Annotated in this window: 14 protein-coding genes; 1 reads left to right on the forward strand and 13 read right to left on the reverse strand. The window is 52.3% G+C overall.

Annotated elements, in window-relative coordinates; all coding sequences use genetic code 11:
* Positions 1 to 39: 39 nt before the first annotated feature.
* The 11 genes from A3848_RS14485 to lspA all read right to left on the reverse strand — a co-directional run bounded on the left by A3848_RS14485 (position 40) and on the right by lspA (position 14,223).
* Entirely contained in the window at positions 40 to 1,536 is a 1,497-nt protein-coding gene (locus A3848_RS14485; RefSeq protein WP_074085627.1) for an ABC transporter substrate-binding protein, read from the reverse strand.
* A gap of 296 nt (positions 1,537 to 1,832) precedes the next feature.
* Complete coding sequence (pyrE, locus tag A3848_RS14490; RefSeq protein ID WP_074085628.1) at positions 1,833 to 2,474, reverse strand: orotate phosphoribosyltransferase; 642 nt, start codon at positions 2,472 to 2,474, stop codon at positions 1,833 to 1,835.
* Positions 2,471 to 3,187, reverse strand: a complete 717-nt coding sequence (gene pyrF / locus A3848_RS14495) for an orotidine-5'-phosphate decarboxylase (RefSeq protein ID WP_074085748.1) — start codon at positions 3,185 to 3,187, stop codon at positions 2,471 to 2,473. The genes pyrE and pyrF overlap by 4 nt, the downstream gene beginning before the upstream one ends.
* 235 nt (positions 3,188 to 3,422) lie before the next feature.
* Positions 3,423 to 6,644 (reverse strand): carbamoyl-phosphate synthase large subunit, encoded by a 3,222-nt coding sequence (carB, locus tag A3848_RS14500; protein WP_074085629.1) that lies wholly within the window; start codon positions 6,642 to 6,644, stop codon positions 3,423 to 3,425.
* A 1-nt stretch (position 6,645) separates the two neighbouring features.
* Complete coding sequence (gene carA / locus A3848_RS14505; RefSeq protein ID WP_074085630.1) at positions 6,646 to 7,824, reverse strand: glutamine-hydrolyzing carbamoyl-phosphate synthase small subunit; 1,179 nt, start codon at positions 7,822 to 7,824, stop codon at positions 6,646 to 6,648.
* 136 nt (positions 7,825 to 7,960) lie between these two features.
* A complete protein-coding gene (locus A3848_RS14510) occupies positions 7,961 to 9,241 on the reverse strand; it encodes a dihydroorotase (protein ID WP_074085631.1) in 1,281 nt (426 codons plus the stop codon).
* A 103-nt stretch (positions 9,242 to 9,344) separates the two neighbouring features.
* A complete protein-coding gene (locus tag A3848_RS14515; protein ID WP_074085632.1) occupies positions 9,345 to 10,253 on the reverse strand; it encodes an aspartate carbamoyltransferase catalytic subunit in 909 nt (302 codons plus the stop codon).
* Positions 10,254 to 10,255: 2 nt separating this feature from the next.
* Entirely contained in the window at positions 10,256 to 10,816 is a 561-nt protein-coding gene (gene pyrR / locus A3848_RS14520; RefSeq protein ID WP_074085749.1) for a bifunctional pyr operon transcriptional regulator/uracil phosphoribosyltransferase PyrR, read from the reverse strand.
* Positions 10,817 to 11,351: 535 nt separating this feature from the next.
* Positions 11,352 to 12,605 (reverse strand): LL-diaminopimelate aminotransferase, encoded by a 1,254-nt coding sequence (locus A3848_RS14525; RefSeq protein WP_074085633.1) that lies wholly within the window; start codon positions 12,603 to 12,605, stop codon positions 11,352 to 11,354.
* Positions 12,606 to 12,752: 147 nt separating this feature from the next.
* Entirely contained in the window at positions 12,753 to 13,727 is a 975-nt protein-coding gene (locus tag A3848_RS14530) for an RluA family pseudouridine synthase (protein ID WP_074085634.1), read from the reverse strand.
* A complete protein-coding gene (lspA, locus tag A3848_RS14535; RefSeq protein ID WP_074085635.1) occupies positions 13,720 to 14,223 on the reverse strand; it encodes a signal peptidase II in 504 nt (167 codons plus the stop codon). The genes A3848_RS14530 and lspA overlap by 8 nt, the downstream gene beginning before the upstream one ends.
* Before the next feature lie 243 nt (positions 14,224 to 14,466).
* Between lspA and A3848_RS14540 the strand changes: the two genes are divergently transcribed.
* Entirely contained in the window at positions 14,467 to 15,195 is a 729-nt protein-coding gene (locus tag A3848_RS14540) for a TraR/DksA C4-type zinc finger protein (RefSeq protein WP_074085636.1), read from the forward strand.
* 40 nt (positions 15,196 to 15,235) lie between these two features.
* On the opposite strand, the gene A3848_RS14545 is transcribed toward A3848_RS14540, so the two are convergent.
* Positions 15,236 to 15,649, reverse strand: a complete 414-nt coding sequence (locus tag A3848_RS14545) for a DUF5665 domain-containing protein (protein WP_256701872.1) — start codon at positions 15,647 to 15,649, stop codon at positions 15,236 to 15,238.
* 163 nt (positions 15,650 to 15,812) lie between these two features.
* A complete protein-coding gene (gene ileS, locus A3848_RS14550; protein WP_074085637.1) occupies positions 15,813 to 18,905 on the reverse strand; it encodes an isoleucine--tRNA ligase in 3,093 nt (1,030 codons plus the stop codon).
* Between the last annotated feature and the right edge of the window lie 700 nt (positions 18,906 to 19,605).

The following is a 19,605-nucleotide window of genomic DNA, read 5'->3' on the forward strand; positions in this document are numbered from 1 at the left end:
GCCGGTTTCCGGCGGCGGTTGCGTAATTTTTGGATATGTTTATTTTTTCGTTACACTTTTATCAGGCCAGCCATTCTGAAGATCAAAATATTGATCAGGGTCTTTCTGCAGTGCCTTCAGCATGAAATTCCCCTGTTTCTCCCAAGCTTGAAGCGCACTCGCAACCGTTCGTTTGCCTTGATACACCTCGGTGAATAGTATCTGCCCGGCATCATTGATCTGGGTTATTCCGGGAAGACGCGCCTTCAGACTGTCCATGACCGGGTCACTCGCCGGTAGAGGCTTCTGGATGAAGAATGGGGTAAGATCCAGCGCCTTTTCCGGGAATCCATTATAATCTTTGCGTGCGGTCAGCTCGTAACGGTTATGGGCTTTAATTTTGGCAACCTCATTGCTGTTGACGAATTGGATCAGATCCCAGGCATCCTCTTTGTTCTGTGCGAGGGTATTGATCGCCATCAAGCTGCCAAGCGTTGTTCCCATAGCTACTCCTGGCTTTTCTGCAAAAGTAGGTACTGAAACGATGCCCCAGTCTACAGGCTTGAAATTCTTAATGAGGGATGCATTCCTGTTGGCTACCATAAGCTCGTTGATATAATTGTATTCCCCAACTGCCATGGCAGTTTTGCCTGTCAGAAACAGGTCACCAGCTAAAGGAACATCCTCTTCCAAGTAATTAATCACATTCGCTCCCGGAATGATCTGTTTCTTTATCAGACTGCTGTAGTCGGTCCAAGCCTTGCTCCAGGCAGGAGTGTTCACGGTCATTTTCCCGCCTTTATTATCGTACATCGCGAGCTGAAGCGGAGAAAGGTAATTCTGCATATCCCAGAAAGGATCGCTTAAATAACGGTTAAAGGCCAACCCGTAGACACGACCTTTGTCCTGTTTGGATACTTTGGTAACTTTTGCCGCGACCGAGATCAGTTTTTCCCAGGTCATCCCGTTCTCAGGGTAGGCCACTCCGGCAGCATCGAATATCTTTTTATTGTAATAAAGTGCACTTGAAGAAAAGGTAGGCGTCAATGCATACAGTTCCCCATTGCCGAGCTCCCGTATGCCGTCCAGAACAGTGGGAGCCATATTGCTGAGGTCGTAATGGTCACGATCAATCAGCGGCTGCAGCGGGTCCACCAAATTGTAGTCGGCCAGTCTCTTAAGCAGTGTATTATCGCCGATAACCACATCCACCGGCTTAGCACCGCCCATGATAGCCCGCATATCGTCCAGATTATCCGGACTTGTCAGAGGATTTGAGGTACTGAAGCGGAGCTTCTCTGTATCGATGGCTGGGACAATCTCCAGCTTAACCTCAGGATGCGTCAGCTCATAGAGATCGGTAAACTGCTGGCGGAAATAATTGTCGTCCTCCCCACTCCATAAGTTTCCGATACGCAGCACCCGCTGCCCTTCAGAGACCTTAGAACCCTCGGCGGCGGCAATCCCTCCTGCTGATGTCAGCGGCAGCGCGAGTGCCGTACAGATGCCAAGTAACAGCCCGCGTTTGGCTGCCGTACTGATTCCCTTACTATTCATGTGCTAATCCCCTCCTGGGCGAAATTCGTTCTCTCCCTTAACGGAAATGAACCTTTCCTATATAGCATTATATAGAGTTGTGCGGGCGGGGAAGTTACAGGCAGTTTAAAGATGCACTACGATTTCTTCATAGAATGTAAAAAGAAACGGCTTCGCCGTCCTCTGAAAGAGGCGGCATTCGTTTCTCCAAAAATGTAAGGATAATTTATAGCGTGAAACATATAAATTCTTATATTTCCAAAAAAATCCCCACCGTCAGGTGAGGACTTGAAGAGAGCTCTTTATGATTTCAGATCTTACACGCCAAAAGACGCCGGATCCTTGCGCCACGATTGCAGCAGCTCCACATCCGTATCGGCAATGGTTCCCTGTGCCAGGGCCACATCAATCAGGGTGGTGTAGTTGGACAGGGTCTGTAGTGGCACACCCGCTGCGGCGAATGCTTCGGTAGCACGATCCAGCTCATAGCTAAAAATAGCCAGTACAACCAGCGGTATGCCTCCCGCTTCCTGAACGGCTTGAGCGGCCTTGATGGAGCTTCCGCCGGTGGAGATCAGGTCCTCGATCACGATGACTTTTTGACCCGGGGTGATCAGCCCTTCGATCTGGTTCTGCTTGCCGTGCCCTTTGGCCTTGTCACGGATATAAGCCATCGGCAAGTTAAGCTTGTCTGCTACCCAGGCAGCATGTGGAATCCCAGCGGTAGCCGTACCTGCAATCACTTCGGCATCCGGGTAAGTGCTGGCAATCGTCTCTACAAAGGCATCGGCGATGTAGCCCCGGACTTCAGGGAAGGACAGCGTCAGACGATTGTCACAATAGATCGGTGATTTAATCCCGGAGGTCCAGGTAAAAGGGTCCTGCGGACGCAGCGCCACCGCGCCGATCTTCAGCAGGTAACGGGCAACTTGTTCACTTTTATTCAATAATGGGCTCATGCTTGGCTCATCTCCTCAATAATGTTAAGTGCGGCCTGACGCGGGTCTGCCGAAGCCGTAATCGGGCGTCCGACTACCAGGAAATGGCTTCCCTGAAGGATGGCTTGCCCAGGTGTCATCACACGGGACTGGTCATCCATAGATGACCCTGCAGGACGAATTCCCGGCGTTACTGTGCGGAACTCTGGTCCGCAGGCAGCGGAGATTACCGCTGCTTCCTGCGGTGAGGCCACTACGCCGTGCAAGCCCGCTTCTGCTGCAAGCTTGGCATATCGTACAACGGTATCGGTTACCGTACCTGAGATGCCGATCTCAGTGTTCATGATCTCCTGGCTGGTACTCGTAAGCTGTGTTACTGCGATAATAAGTGGAATATGCAGCGATGGATGCAGGCTGACCGCCTTCGCCGCGCCTTCGAGCGCAGCAGCCATCATTGCCGTCCCCCCGGCTGCATGCACGTTGAACATATCTACCCCCAGCATGGTCAGGCTCTCTGCTCCGCCACGGACTGTATTCGGGATATCATGCATTTTGACATCCAGGAATACGGAATAGCCGTGTGCCTTCAGCTCTCTGATGAAGTCCGGACCCGCCGCATAAAACAGCTGCATGCCCACCTTCATATAACACGGAATGCCTTCCAGCTTCTCGATCAAAAGCTTCGCTTGCGCGACATCCGGATAATCGAGGGCAACCATGAGGCGGCCCGCCATTTCCTCCCGCTTCTCCACTTGTCCGATATTCTCATGCCCGTGCTGTGTAACCGTCTGATCCACTTGTCGATCCTCTCCTTTGGTCATCGTCTATCGCTCCTTGCCCTAGAGCTATTTAACCTCAGCAGCAGCCTCCACTTTACTAGGATTTATCCCCGGGCGCAGCGGAACGGTCTGCGCTAACGCAAACCGTCCCTGTGGCCCGCCCCGGAGGGCTGCCTTGTTCATTCATAGATTATTGTCCGACAAAAGCAGGCATCGACTGCGATGAGAAATTGATCGTCTCGAGCATTCTCAGGAGCGCCGTTACCGTATCGAGCGATGTCATACATACAACACCGTTCTCTACTGCTTCACGGCGGATGCGGAAGCCGTCGCGCTCCGGCGTTTTGCCCTTGGTCAGGGTATTGAAGACGAAGTTGGCTTGACCGCCGCGGATCAGATCGAGGATAGTCGGCTCACCTTCATCCAGCTTGTTGACATTCATCACGTTCAGGCCCGCTTGTTCAAGCGCAAGCGCAGTGCCGCCGGTGGCAATGATTTTGTAGCCCATGGCGTGGAAGCCCTTCATCAATTCCACCGCTTCTGCCTTGTCTTTGTCCGCTACGGTAACGATGATGGCTCCGGTTGCCGGAATCTTCATGCCCGCTCCGATCAGCCCTTTATAAAGAGCTTTGGCATATAACTTGTCGCGGCCCATAACCTCTCCGGTCGATTTCATTTCAGGTCCGAGCGTAGGCTCTACTCTGCGCAGTTTGGCAAAAGAGAACACTGGTACTTTTACCGAAACATAGTCGCTCTCCGGCCACAGGCCTTCTGTATAACCGTCCTCTTTCAGCTTGCCGCCGAGGATAATTTTGGTAGCCAGATGGGCCATCGGAATGCCGGTCACCTTGCTGAGGAAAGGAACTGTACGTGAGGAGCGTGGGTTAACCTCGATGACATACACTTCATTTTGATAGATCACGAACTGGATGTTTACCAGCCCGATGGTCTTCAGCTCTTTGGCGATCTTGATGGTAATCTCTGCAATCTTCTGCTTCAGGCCTTCATCCAGATACTGCGGCGGATAGACGGCGATGGAGTCGCCGGAGTGAATACCTGCGCGCTCTACATGCTCCATAATGCCCGGTATGACTACTGTCTCACCGTCGCAGATGGCATCTACCTCAACCTCTTTGCCGAGCATGTAACGGTCGATCAGCACCGGATGCTCCGGGTTGACCTTCACCGCTTCAACCATATAGCTCAGCAGCTCTGTATCGTTGTAGACAATCTCCATTGCACGGCCGCCCAGTACATAGGAAGGACGAACCAGGACCGGATAACCGAGCGATTGAGCAGTTTCGACAGCCTCATCAATGTTGATAACGGTCTTGCCCTTCGGTTGTGCAATATCCAGACGCGCCAGCAGTGCTTCGAATTTCTTGCGGTTCTCGGCTTCATCGATGCTCGCAAGGCTGGTGCCCAGAATATTCACACCCGCCGCAGCCAGCGGTGCTGCCAGGTTGATCGCTGTCTGTCCTCCGAACTGGACAATAACGCCGATTGGATTTTCCTGTGCAATCACGTTCATAACATCCTCAAAGAACAGCGGCTCAAAATACAGCCGGTCCGAGGTATTGAAATCCGTAGATACCGTTTCTGGATTGTTATTAATAATTACAGCTTCGTAGCCGGCTTTTTGAATCGCCCATACCGCGTGCACTGTTGAGTAATCGAATTCGATACCCTGGCCGATCCGGATTGGACCGGAACCAAGCACAATAACCTTCTGCTTATCGGAATGAATAACCTCATTCTCTGTTTCGTAAGTCGAGTAGTAATATGGCGTTGAGGCTTCAAATTCGGCAGCGCAGGTATCAACCATTTTGAATACGGGAACCAGTCCTTGCTGAATACGCATCACGCGGACTTCGGACTCTTTGGTCTGTTCAAGACCGGAACGTCCTTCCGCCCGGATCTCAGCAATGGCCCGGTCCGTGAAGCCTTTACGCTTGGCCTGATACAGTATTTCCGGCGACAGTGTTGCTTCGCTGCGGATCTCATCTTCAAAGTTCACGAGACCCTCGATCTTGGAGAGGAACCACCAGTCCACACTTGTGATGTCCTGAATTTCCTGCAAACCATAACCGCGGCGGAAGGCCTCAGCAATCAGGAACAGACGCTCATCATCCGGTTTGGCGAGCCTTGTGCGAAGCACGCTATCCTCCAGCAGCTCAGCACCCGGCAGGCGGAAACGGTGCACACCGATTTCCAGGGAACGGATTGCCTTGTGAATCGACTCTTCAAAGGTGCGGCCGATTGCCATCACCTCGCCGGTTGCCTTCATCTGTGTACCCAGTTTGCGGTTGGCATAGATGAACTTGTCAAACGGCCAGCGCGGAATTTTGCTCACGATATAGTCGAGTGTAGGCTCGAAGCAGGCATAGGTCTGGCCGGTAACCGGATTGACAATTTCATCGAGCGTGTAGCCTAGGGCGATTTTGGCTGCCATTTTGGCAATCGGGTAACCGGTCGCTTTGGACGCCAGTGCCGAGGAACGGCTGACACGCGGGTTCACTTCAATCACGTAATACTGGTAGCTCTGCGGATCGAGTGCGAACTGCACGTTGCAGCCGCCTTCGATGTTCAGCGCACGGATGATCTTCAGAGAAGCGCTGCGCAGCATCTGGTACTCACGGTCGGACAAGGTCTGGCTTGGCGCTACGACGATACTGTCGCCTGTATGCACGCCAACCGGATCAAAGTTCTCCATGTTGCACACCACGATACAGTTGTCGTTCGCGTCACGCATCACTTCATACTCTACTTCCTTCATACCGGCGATGCTCTTCTCCACCAGGCATTGGCCGATCGGGCTATAGCGGATCCCTGCCTTTACGGTCTCGCGCAGTTCTTCTTCGTTGTCACAAATCCCGCCGCCAGTTCCTCCCAGCGTATAAGCTGGACGAACAATCAACGGATAGCCGATGCCGGCTGCGAAGTCCATGGCTTCTTCCACAGTGGTAATAATAGAGCTTTCCGGTACCGGCTGCTCCAGCTCGCGCATCAGTTCACGGAACAAGTCGCGGTCTTCCGCCTTCTCGATGGATTCGAGCTGTGTGCCCAGCAGCTTCACGTTCTCCGTTTCCAGCACGCCAGCGCGTGCCAGTTCTACAGCCATATTCAGGCCGGTCTGTCCGCCAAGCGTAGGCAGCAGTCCATCCGGACGCTCCTGCCGGATAATTGCGGTAACGAATTCAAGGGTAATCGGCTCGATATATACTTTGTCAGCCATATTGGTGTCTGTCATGATCGTGGCCGGGTTGCTGTTGATCAGTACAACCTCTACGCCTTCTTCTTTGAGGGCCTGGCAGGCCTGGGTTCCGGCATAGTCGAACTCAGCGGCCTGGCCGATGACGATTGGGCCGGAGCCAATCACGAGGATTTTTTTAAGCTTATCGTTCTTTGGCATGTTATAGAGCTCCTTTCACGGCTTCAAGCTGCGGTGTAATGTTCGGTGCCGTGATTCTGGCATTGGCCGCAAGCTGCGCCTGGCGCGAGCCTGCCGGTGTCTTGGCCTTGTGATCGGCAATCATCTGCAGGAAACGGTCGAACAAATAGCTGCTGTCATGCGGTCCCGGCGCCGCTTCTGGATGATACTGCACCGAAAATGCGGGGTAGCGGGTATGTCTCAGTCCTTCGACGGTCTTATCATTATTGTTGATGTGAGTCACTTCAAGCTCGGTTTTCAGGACTGACTCCTCGTTCACCGTGTAGCCATGGTTCTGGGAGGTGATGAAGCAGCGTCCGCTTTCGAGTTCTTTGACCGGATGGTTGCCGCCGCGGTGGCCGAATTTAAGCTTCTCTGTATCTGCGCCGCAGGCCAGCGCGAACAATTGATGCCCCAGGCAGATCCCGAAGATCGGATATTCGCCAAGCAGCTCAGAGATTGTCTTCACGGCGTAAGGCACATCTTTGGGATCCCCAGGGCCGTTGGACAGCTGAATACCGTCCGGGTTCAGTCTGCGGATCTCGTCGGCGGTTGCATCATGCGGCACTACAACCACATCACAGCCGCGGCTGTTCAGCTCGCGCAGAATACCGGTCTTCGCACCGTAGTCAACAAGCACAATCCGCTCCTTGTTGCCAGGGCTGCTGTAGGTCTTAGTGGTAGAAGTGCGTGCCACCTGGTTACGCAGTTCTTCAATAGTGGTGCCGCCCATCATTTCCATCAGCTCTTCCACACGCTTATTGGAGGTGGTGAGGATCGCCTTCATGGTGCCGTAGTGGCGGATAATGCGTGTGAGCATCCGTGTATCGATCTCGCTGATTCCCGGAATGTCATATTCCTTCAGCAAGTCGTCTACACTATACTCAGCGCGCCAGTTGCTCGGAACCGTCTCATGGCGGCGCACGACAAAGCCGTGCACGAATGGACGCACAGATTCAAAATCATCGCGGGTAATGCCGTAGTTTCCGATCAGCGGATAAGTCATAGTCACGATCTGGCCGCAGTAGGAAGGGTCTGACAGAACCTCCTGATAACCTGTAATCCCTGTGTTAAAAACAACCTCGCCCGTCTTTTCACCTTCCGCACCAAATGCGGTACCTGTGAACAGCGTTCCGTCCTGAAGCAGCAATCTCGCCTGCATTTCCTTCCACTCCTTCTTGTTTCTGTAGTCTGGTTCTTGTATCTTGCCTGGATTTCCGGAGCAAGCGCGCGAAAATGCCGCCGTATGTTAAATCCGCCCCCATACAGCCGGCAGCTTCGCTCTACCAGTCCGTCCGTTATTCTTCAGTCCATACGGCTGTGCCGTTTACCCATGTCTTAACCGGCCAGCCTTTAAGCTTCCATCCGGCAAAAGGAGTATTGCGCCCTTTGCTGGCAAACGAAGCGGGATTCACTTCTTTTTCTTCCGTAAGATCAATCAGTGTCAAATCTGCCGGTAAACCCACCGTCAGGCTGCCTGTATTCAGCCGGAATACCCGGGCCGGATCAGCCGTCATACGCCGTACCAGAAGCGACAGGTCCCATTTGCCGGTGGCTACAAAAGCCGTATAGAGCAGCGGGAACGCTGTCTCAAACCCGACGATGCCGAAAGGCGCAAGCTGCATGCCTTTAGCCTTTTCTTCTTCGCTGTGTGGCGCATGGTCGGTGACGATGATATCCAGCGTACCGTCCAGCAGACCGGCGATGCAGGCTTCCACATCACGGCGCGAGCGCAGCGGCGGGTTCATTTTCCAATTGGCATCCATGCCCGGAATATCCTCTTCCGAGAGCAGCAGATGATGCGGGCATACCTCTGCAGTTACCTTAATGCCAATTTCTTTGGCCTGGCGGATGAGCCGGACAGATTGTTCTGTACTGACATGGCAGACATGGTAGTGTACTCCTGTTGCTTCAGCGAGCAGGATATCACGTCCGACGTGAATGGCCTCCGATTCATTCGGAATTCCTTTCAAACCGTGCTTATCGGCAAAAGTGCCTTCAGCTACCGCACAGCCTTCCACCAGCGAATTATCCTCACAGTGGGCAATGACCGGCATATCCAGCCCTGCCGCCATTTTCATCGCATCCTTCATCATCTGGGCGTTCTGAACGCCTACACCGTCATCCGTGAACCCAATCGCCCCAGCCTCTTTCAAGGCGGCAAAATCAGTCAGTTCGCGCCCAAGCTCATTTTTCGTAATTGCAGCATAAGGCAGCACCTTCACCAGTCCGGCTTCATCCGCTTTATCCTTCACGAACTTCACAATTTCAGGACTATCCGTTACAGGCCGGGTATTCGGCATACAAGCAATGGTGGTAAAACCGCCCTTGGCAGCCGAACGTGCCCCCGACTCAATAGTTTCCTTATGCTCAAAACCCGGCTCCCGCAGATGCACATGCATATCGATCAGCCCCGGAATCAGCAGCTTGCCTTCCGCTTCTATGATTTCCCCGGCTTCGTCCACGGCTTCGTTGTCGTTCTTGATCGCTGAGATGATTCCATCCTGCACTACGATATGTTTGCGCTCTAGCACGCCTTCCTCATTCAGTACACTGGCGTTCTTGATGATCACGGTTATGATTCTCCTTCTACCCGCAGGCGATCGGCCTCGAGCTCTGTGATTATTATATAATAAAAATTCATCTTTGTGTATATTTATTAATGAGATTATGTTAGGTTTTTTAGAGCATTGCTCTTTCCATCACTGCCATGCGTACAGGCACACCATTTGCCATCTGAGGGAAAATACGCGACTTGTCGCTCTCCACGACGGCATCGTCAATTTCGACGTTCCGGTTCACCGGTGCAGGGTGCATGATGATGGTACTCTTGTCCAGCTTCGCAGCGCGCTCTTCCGTAAGTCCGAACTGTTTCCGGTATTCCTCCGCCGATAGCAGGATACCCGAAGCATGGCGTTCCAGCTGTACACGCAGCATCATGACCACATCTGCTTTCAGTGCTTCTTCCATGGTTACATAAGGCACGAACTCCGCAAGCTCGGGAGCCTTCATGTTATCTGGTGCACAGAACTGCACCTTGGCGCCCATCTTCGTCAGTCCCCATAGATTCGAGCGGGCCACCCGGCTATGCATAATATCCCCGATAATTGAAACTTTAAGGCCCTTTAACTCTCCAAAATTCTTGCTCATGGTGTACATATCCAGCAGTGCCTGTGTCGGATGCTCGTTATTGCCATCCCCCGCATTGATCAGCGGGACCGACACCTTTTCTGCCAGCTGCTGCAACACCCCTGCGGGCTTCAAACGCACAACTCCTGCGTCAATCCCCATCGACTCCAGCGTGCGTACGGTGTCATAGATGGATTCGCCTTTTTCTACACTGGAAGCCGCAGCCGTGAAGTTGAGCACCTGAACGCCCAGGCGTTTCTCAGCCATTTCGAAGGAAAACCGGGTTCGCGTGCTGTTCTCAAAAAACATATTGGCTACAAAATGTGACCTCAGCACCGGTGTCAGCTTCTCGGCTTGATTGTCCCAGTACGCTGTTCTGTTCAAAAGCTGCATAATCTCCGTCCGGTCCAGCTCCTTAATCCCCAGCAAACTGCGTTCCTTCACCTTGGTTGCGGTCATCATTGTTATCGTTCCTCCCGGTTGGAAATAATGTAAACCTCATCCTTGCCATCGAACTCGGTCAGCGCCACTTCGATCTGCTCATGTTTGGAGGTAGGTACGTTTTTGCCGATATAGTCCGGCCGGATCGGAAGCTCACGGTGTCCACGGTCAGCAAGTACCGCCAGTTGGATCATCCGGGGCCGTCCGCAATCCATCAGTGCGTCCATAGCAGCACGTATGGTACGGCCTGTGTACAGAACATCATCGAACAATATCACTTTCTTGTCATGGATGCCGTTGGACCCGGCGGGGAAAGTCAGATTGCTGTTCACCACCGTGCGGTCCATGGCTTCCCGGTCATCGCGGTAATGCGTGATGTCCAGCTCGCCATAAGGAATCTCGATCCCTTCAATCTCCTTAATGCGCTCCGCAATCCGCTGCGCCAGATACACTCCGCGAGTACGGATTCCCACCAGCAGGCAATTCTCAATACCCTTGTTCTTCTCCAAAATCTCATGGGCAATGCGTGACAACGCCCGGCGGATTGCCGTTTCGTCCATAATCACATTTTTCTCAGTAACCATCATCCCTGCCATCCTCCTGCTTGATCGCCTGTTCAAGTTCCGCGGATAACAAAAAACTCCTTGCCCGAAGCAGGCAAGGAGTGAAATCCGCAGATTCAAAAAGATGGCGTGTCCGCGCGTATATAAAGACCCTCCGTACACATACGGATTCCTCTCTACATGTCGCGAACCTCGATTCACGTTACCTTGCCAGCCTCACGGGACTGAATTAAAGGCGCATATTCAACTACAGAAATTATGACAGATGTTGCGTCGGGTGTCAAATGGGAGGAGGAATAAAAAACACAGTTTGTTATGGTGACGGCCGCAGCTGCAGGGAATGTTTGGACTTCCGGCCGCTGTTAGGTTTGGATTTTTTGAATTTGTTCCGCTGTCTGCGGTTAAAATCCAAACCTAAAGGCGGACGCTCCGCTCCTACAGTTCCAAACTTCCCATCCACTACTTACACCATACAATTTGTCTTTCTAGTTCAAGAGATAGAAGCAAAAAAACCGCCGCAGATTTCTCCACGGCAGCTTTTCAGGAACCAAATCAATTAAAATTCGAATTCAACGTCGCTAAGACGTCTTTGAATTTCGGAAATGACACGTTTCTCTTCTTCTTCACCTTTGGCGATGAAGGTTACAGAGAAGCGTACGAATGGGCCGGCATCATCCCAAGGCACAGTGGAGATCAGTTTCTCGCGGATCAGGAACTGCGAGAAGTCTTCGCCGGATTCAAAGCGGCGTCCGCCTTTGATCCCTTTTGGAGCAGCCACATAAAGGAAAAAAGATCCTTTGGGTTTCTCTGCGGAGAAGCCAAGACTATTCAGCGCGTCTACCAGCATGTTATGGCGGCGGGAATACTTGGCGGCAATCGCTTCAGTAATCTCCGGATGAGCCAGACCATAGGCTGCTGCCTTTTGAATAGCGATGAATTGACCGGAGTCATTGTTGTCCTTCACATCACTGAACGCTTTGACTACCAGCGGATTACCGGCTACGAACCCGATTCTCCAGCCTGTCATGTTGTAGGACTTGGACAGGGAGTGAAGTTCTACACCGACATCTTTAGCGCCAGGTACAGACAAGAAGCTGAGCGGCTTCTTCCCGTCATAGGTCAAAGCAGAATACGGAGCATCGTGGATTACAACTACATCATATTTCTTCGCCCAGGCTACAACCTCGCTGAAGAATTCAGGAGTCGCACTAGCGCCCGTTGGATTATTAGGATAGTTCAGGTATAACAGCTTTGCCTTGCGGGCGACATCCTCCGGAATGGAGTTAAGGTCCGGCAGGAAATGATTCTCCTTCTTGAGCTCCACCGTGAATACTTGCCCACCCAGATATTTGGTATGGGTACCCAGGACCGGATAGCCCGGAACCGTCATAATGGTAATGTCACCCGGGTTAATGAAGCAGGACGGCAGCATCGCCAGCGCCGGCTTCGAACCAATGGAGTGGACAACCTCGGTTACAGGATCAATGCCGTCCACACGGAAAACTTCCTTAAGGTAAGCTGCTGCTGCGGCCTTGAACTCAGGAATCCCGTTGTCAGAATACCCGCGATTTTCTTCTTTGGCTGCTTCTTCAGCGAGTTTAGCAACAATGCCTTCATCCGCCATTTCATCGGGTTCACCGACACCCATATCAATCAGCTCAATATTCGGGAAATCCTGTTTCGCCGATGCTTTGGCGCGTTTGATTTTTTCAAATTTATAGATGGCTGTATCTTTGCCATAGTTCGCGCCGCCGATGCGGTCTGCAAAATTAGTCTGAATGAAGGTCTCCTGATATTGTTCAATACTCATAATTTACGTTTCATCTCCTGGCTAATTTTAAAATAAAAACATTGGCTCTCTGTAAGGACAGTAAAACCGTGTCTGCTTGTTCCCATGACTTAAATATGACGTAAATCCGCCTTCAAAACCATGGATTTATAATCACTTGATTTGTACTTATCTGCTGCGCAGAGTAAATAGCACTTCTTCCATATCCGCCGGAATCGGCGCACTGTATTCCATATATTCACCAGTAGAAGGATGCACAAATCCCAGAATAGCGGCATGCAAGGCTTGTCCGTTCATGGTTGTTCCTTTGCTGCGTCCATAGATTGGATCTCCGACCAGAGGATGACCGATAAACTTCATGTGCACCCGAATCTGATGCGTACGGCCAGTCTCCAGCTGCAGTTCCAGCAGAGTATAATCACCAAAACGCTCCAATACGGTAAAATGAGTCACGGAACGTTTGCTGTTCTTCTCCGTTACAATATAGAGCTTGCGGTCATGCGGATCACGGCCAATGGGGGCATCAACCGTACCCTTGTCATGAGACAGATTTCCGTGCACTACAGCTATGTAGCGGCGGGTTACACTATGCTCCTTAAGCTGGGCTGCGAGCGAGGCGTGACTGGCATCATTTTTGGCAGCCATAATCAGTCCTGAGGTGTCCTTGTCGATACGATGTACAATACCCGGACGAATCTCGCCGTTAATGCCAGACAGATCCTTGCAGTGGTACATCAGCGCATTGACCAGGGTCCCGGAAGGATGACCCACTGCCGGATGGACCACCATTCCGCGCGGTTTGTTCACTACGATAACATCGCTGTCTTCATACGCTACTTCAAGCGGAATATCTTCAGCAATCAGATCCGTAACCTCTGCTTCAGGTACAGTAACCCCAACCACATCACCTTCGGTCAGCTTGTAATTCGCTTTGACCGGGGCACCGTTAACGGTTACATGTCCGCCGCTGATCCACAGCTGCACCTGTGAGCGGGAAACCTCTTCTTCCCAGGACTCCGTAATATATTTATCAATCCGTTCCCGGGCATTTGCTCCGGCAACAATCCATTCGGTGACGTCCTTATCTTCTTCGAAGGCGCCGGTTGCCGCCTGCTCATTGACGTCCTTATTCAAATCATTCATTCCCTTCCTTAACTTCCTTGGTTTCCTTCACTTCGGTGATTTCATCTCCGCTCTTCATATCACGCAGAGTATCCAGAATAATCAGCGCCACACCGACAACAATGCACGAGTCGGCTACGTTAAAGATTGGAAAGGTGTAGCTGCCGAAATTGAACATCAGGAAGTCAACAACCTCTCCGTTCAACAGCCGGTCCAAAAAATTGCCTACGGCTCCGCCAAGCACCAGTGCCAGTGCAGTGGGCAGCAGCTTCCGGGTCGCTCTGGCCTTGTTCAAATACCAGACGATTCCGGCAACCACTATAACGGTAATTAGAAAAAAGAACCATTGCTGTCCCTGAAGAATACCAAAAGCCGCTCCTTGATTGCGGTGGGAGGTAATGATGAAAAAATCCTTGATTACCGGGATCTGCTCCGCGAGCTCCATCCGGGTAGCAATTAAATACTTGGTACCCTGGTCCACCAAAAATACGATTAGCGCTATCAGATAGTACACCACAGAAGTTGTCACTCCGTTCTTATTTTCCCCGCTGAAAGCGGTACGAATACTGTATAAAGACTTGTATATTGTAGCACAGGCCTCAAGAAGCCGTCTATTGCAAGGACATAGCCACTCTCTCCAAACCGGGGAGGATTTGCCATCGCTAAAAAGCCGGCTCTCCGGTCAACCTATCCAAGAAGCATCCGAAACCGTTTGGAAATGTACGATGCTAAGGAAGCGACACGAAAGGAGCTAACACCCATGAGCCATCTGTCAGCAGAGCAGCTCTCAAAGCTGCGGGCTGCGGTCATTCAGCAGCGGGAAGATATCCAGCATAGACTAAAAAACAATGCGCATTACGGGCTGCAGGACTCCATGCGTGACATGACGGGAGACCTGACCGAGATCGACAACCATCCAGGCGATGCCGCTACGGAGCTGTATCACCGGTCCATGGATATTTCACTGCTGGAGCGTGATGAGCATGAACTTGATGACATCGCTGCCGCCCTGGCTGCCATGGATAAAGGAACATATGGAATCTGTGCAGTCTGCGGCGAAGCGATTCCTCTTGAACGTTTAGATGCCGTACCGCTTACCCGCTTCTGTAAAGAGCATAATCCCCGACAAAGCTCGCCCTTTACTAGGCCTGCAGAAGAGGAATTTCTATTCCCGCCGTTCGGGCGCACCAGTCTGGATGAACATGAGCAGAACGGATTCGACGGTGAAGATGCCTGGCAGATCGTGGAGAGCTGGGGCAGTTCCAATTCACCCGCCATGGCCGAAGGCAATGATATTTCCTCTTATAATGATATGGAGATTGAAGCTGACGAAACTGAGGGCTTCGTAGAGCCTTGGGAAAACTTTATCGCCACCGACATTGCCGGAAACCATACGATGGTTATTAAGGGATCAAGCTACCGCCATTATATGGACAGTGAAGAAGGAAGCTACCTGCTTGATCCTCAGGCCAAAAAGCAAAGGGAGTAGCCCGCGGGCTACTCTTTACTATTTTCAGGTATGATCTTCCTTAGAAAGTCTTCAGCTCCAGCTGATGCTGGACGATCCGCACGATATCTGCAATGTAATCACCGATGATCGGCAGATTAAGTGCTCCAAGAACCTGAAGCACGTAAATAATGGTCGCTGCAAAAAAGGTAAAACCCAGCGCGATCCCCAGTCCCCGCGCTGTTCCCGACAATACATTCAGCCAAATCAGACGCCAGGGTGAATTCAGGAGCTGCGTGTACTCAGCAATCCTCGCTTTCTCCATTTGCTGGACTAATCCCGATGTCAGCCGGTAGATGGCATTCAGCTTTTCTTCCTGCGGAATGTCATATGGATTCTCCTTGATGCCGTTCGAACTTCTGCCAGCCTCTGATGTTCTGATGGAGATTCTCCCGGATCTCCCGAACCGGTGCTTGTCCCCTTCCCGTCCCTCCATGGCATTGACTCCTCCCTAGCGTCCTACAGGGTCCACACAAACGAGCCCGGTCAAAAGAGAGAAAACTCTCCTTAAGTACCGGGCTCGTCATTTTGCTGCTAACCCCTAGAACCTTTTCCTTTGCCGCTAGTATATGCCAGTTGGGGACAGGTCATGCAGGGCTTTAGGCTTCGATGTGCATTCCGATCGATTTGCCGCCGGCATCTACAGTCTCAAAGGGTTGCTCTCCATCAAAATCAACCGTAGTTACAAGTACATTCTCACGAAGCACATGTTCAAATGCCAAGGCCGCAGCTTTGAGCTCGTCGTCTAACTTGAGTGTCAATGCAATCCGTTTATCGATTGGCAGATCCAGACGTTTACGGTAATCCTGAACCGCCCGCACAATCTCACGCACCCAGCCTTCCTGCACCAGTTCAGGCGTGATCTCTGTATTCAACGCTACAGTGAGACCGTACCCGGAAGCCGAGGCAAAGCCAGATTTGGCCTGTTTCTCTACAAGCAGCTCTTCAGCGGTGATCTGTAGTTCCTCCCCTTCCGGAGAGACGATGGCAATGACACCCTCCTGTACCGTTTTGCGGGTAGCTTCACTGTCCAGTGCCTTCAGGAAGCCCTGGAGGAAGCCGACATTTTTACCGTATTTTTTACCGGCTACCTTGAGGTTAAGCTTCAATGTAAAATCAACGAATCCGCTGTCGCTGCTCTCGACCACAATCTCTTTCACGTTGATCTCTTCTTTGATGATGTCTTCATAATCGGCTACGTGGAAGCTGCGGTCGATGGATACAATCAGCTCGGACAACGGCTGACGTGTCTTGATGCCCGACTCATTCCGAACATTGCGGGCCAGTTCAACGATTTGTCTTGCACTCTCCATATCCTGCTCCAGTTCAAGATCAATCAGACTCTCATCCGCCACCGGATAGTCAGCCAAATGCACGCTTTCGCCGCCACCCAGGTTCGTAAAGATATCCTCGGACAGCATTGGTGTAAAAGGTGCCATCAGTGTGGCTGTAGTCAGCAGGACATGCGTCAATGTGCGGTAGGCATCAAGCTTCTCTTCACCCAGGCCGCTGCCCCAGAAACGGTCACGGGAACGGCGGATATACCAATTACTCAGCTCATCCACAAAATTCTCAACAGCCCTGGACGTATTGACAAAATCGTTAATAGCCAGGCCTTTGTCCACTACGAGAATCAGGCTGTTCAAGCGGGAGAGAATCCAGCGGTCCAGCTTATGCTCTGACACTTTGAACGGGTGATCTGCCGGGTCGTAACCGTCAATGCCGGCATACAGCGTAAGGAATGCATGGGTATTGACCAGTGTATCCACAATTTTGGATTTGGTCTCACCCACCAAGCCGCGCGAGAAGCGTTTATTATTCCATGGCGCGCTGTCGGAGAGGATCGCCCAGCGGAATGCGTCCGTGCCGTATTCGTTCATGATTTCCCAAGGATCAATAACGTTGCCTTTGGATTTGGACATTTTTTGACCATTCTCATCGAAGATGTGGCCGTGGGCAATAACTGCCTTGTACGGTGCTTTGCCCTTGAACAACGTCGACACGGCGAGCAAGCTGTAGAACCAGCCGCGTGTCTGGTCAATCCCTTCGCAGATCATGTCTGCCGGATACTGATCCTCGAACCTATCTTCATTCTCAAAAGGATAGTGGCTTTGGGCGAACGGCATCGAGCCGCTGTCAAACCATACGTCGATGACCTCGGGGGTCCGCACCATCTCTCCGCCTTCGCTGAACGGACTGCGCAGCTTGATGTTGTCTACGTAAGGCTTGTGCAGCTCGATATCTTCAGGCACCTCGCCTATCGCCATCGATCTCAGCTCAGCGATGCTGTGCGGCGCAAATTCCTTGCCTGTATCCTGGCAGACCCAGATATTCAGCGGAGTTCCCCAATAGCGGTTACGGCTGATGTTCCAATCCACCAGTTCCTCCAGGAATTTGCCGAAGCGGCCATCACGCACATGTTCCGGGTACCAATCCACACTGTTGTTGTTCGCGATGAGCTGGTCCTTGATTGCAGTCGTTTGGATAAACCAGCTATCTGTTGCATAGTACAGCAGCGGAGTATCGCAGCGCCAGCAGAACGGATAGCTGTGCTCGTATTTCTCTTTGCTGTACAGCAGCCCTCTCTCAGAGAGCACCTTCACGATATCCAGATCGCAATCCTTCACAAACCGTCCGGCAAAATCAGAAACCACATCGGTATATTTCCCGGATGTATCCACCACATTCACGAAGCTGATACCATTATCGCGGCAGCTCTTATAGTCATCTTCCCCATGAGCCGGAGCCATGTGTACGATCCCGGTACCACTGGAATCTGTAACGAAAGATGCGCCTACGATTACATTGTGTTTCTCCGCCTTGATGTATCCGAATGGCGGTGTATAGCTCTGTCCGATGAAATCTGTTCCCTTGTGTGTGGACAGGACCGTGTAATCACCTTTCAGTACTTCATCCACAAGATTCTTCGCCAGGATATATACGCCGTCTTCCTGCTGGGCACGTACATATTCCATATCCGGATTCATCGCCAGCGCCATATGTGCTGGAAGGGTCCAAGGTGTAGTCGTCCATGCTAATACATAGTCTCCGCTGCCCTCCAGCTTGAACTTAGCCGTTGCACTGAGATCTTTGACTGTCTTGTAGCCCTGTGCCACTTCATGCGAGCTTAGTGTCGTCTGACAGCTTGGGCAATACGGGCTTACGCGGTGTCCGCGGTACAGCAGCCCTTTCTCATGAACCGTAGCGAGGATGTTCCATACACTTTCAATGTACGTATTGTCCAAGGTTACATAAGGATTATCGAGATCGGTCCAGTAACCGATGGCTTCCGTGAACTCGCGCCACTGTTTCTCGTATCCGAAGACACTTTCCTTGCACTCCTTGATAAACTTCTCCACACCATATTCTTCAATATCCTGCTTACCAGAGATACCCAGCTTCTTCTGTACGCCGAGTTCTACCGGCAGGCCATGAGTATCCCAGCCCGCCTTGCGCACCACCCGGTAGCCTTTCATTGTCTGGTAGCGGCCGACAAAGTCTTTGATAACCCGGCCCAGCACGTGCCCGATATGCGGCACACCGTTTGCCGTCGGCGGACCTTCGTAGAATACATAATTCGGGCGGCCTTCACGGTTCTCCATAGATCTGCGGAACGTATTTTCGTCGCTCCATTTCTTCAAGATACGGACGTCTCTGGCCCGTGCTTTTTCTCTGACATCTACTTTTTGCATGATCGGTCAATCCTTCCGTGGTTTGGTCTTAAACCTTTTCGAATCTTTTCGATCCCTCCCAAACCCTCCCTTAGCCAAGGGAGGGCTCCAAGGGCTCCGCCCTCTGGACACCTGGAATATTGTCTATTTCCAGGGGAGAGGCGGGTTTTGATCTAATGTGGCTGTAGTGCCCGCTTGTCGCCGCAAGCGGCACGCTCTACCTCAGGCGTTCCGGCCCGCGAACCCGTTAGGGCAGCTCTGGGCCGGGAGTTCTTGGCGTTCCGGCCCGCGAACCCGTAGGGCAGCGCTGGGCCGGGAGTTCTTAGCGTTCCGGCCCGCGAACCCGCAGGGCAGCTCTGGGCCGGGAGCCTTGGCGTTCCGGCCCGCGAACCCGCAGGGTAGCGCTGGGCCGGGAGTTCTTGGCGTTCCGGCCTGCGAACCCGTAGGGCAGCTCTGGGCCGGAAGTTCTTGGCGTTCCGGCCCGCGAACCCGTAGGGCAGCTCTTGGCCGGGAGCCTTGGCGGCGTGGGGCGAAGCCCGCCGCGCTTGTTTGGCTCTTCGCCCTGGTCGCATGTAAGGCCCTGCAGGCGTCCCCGCATGGGGAGCCTAAGAAGGGCCGTTCCCCCGCCGAACAAATCCTTTCCCTTCCGCGGACGTCCATCTTTCCTCGATAATCCCTTGTTGCGGGTGTCCAGAGGGCGGCCAGCCCTTGGGGTCCCCCT

Source organism: Paenibacillus sp. P32E (assembly GCF_001909085.1).
GTDB lineage: Bacteria > Bacillota > Bacilli > Paenibacillales > Paenibacillaceae > Paenibacillus_AQ > Paenibacillus_AQ helianthi.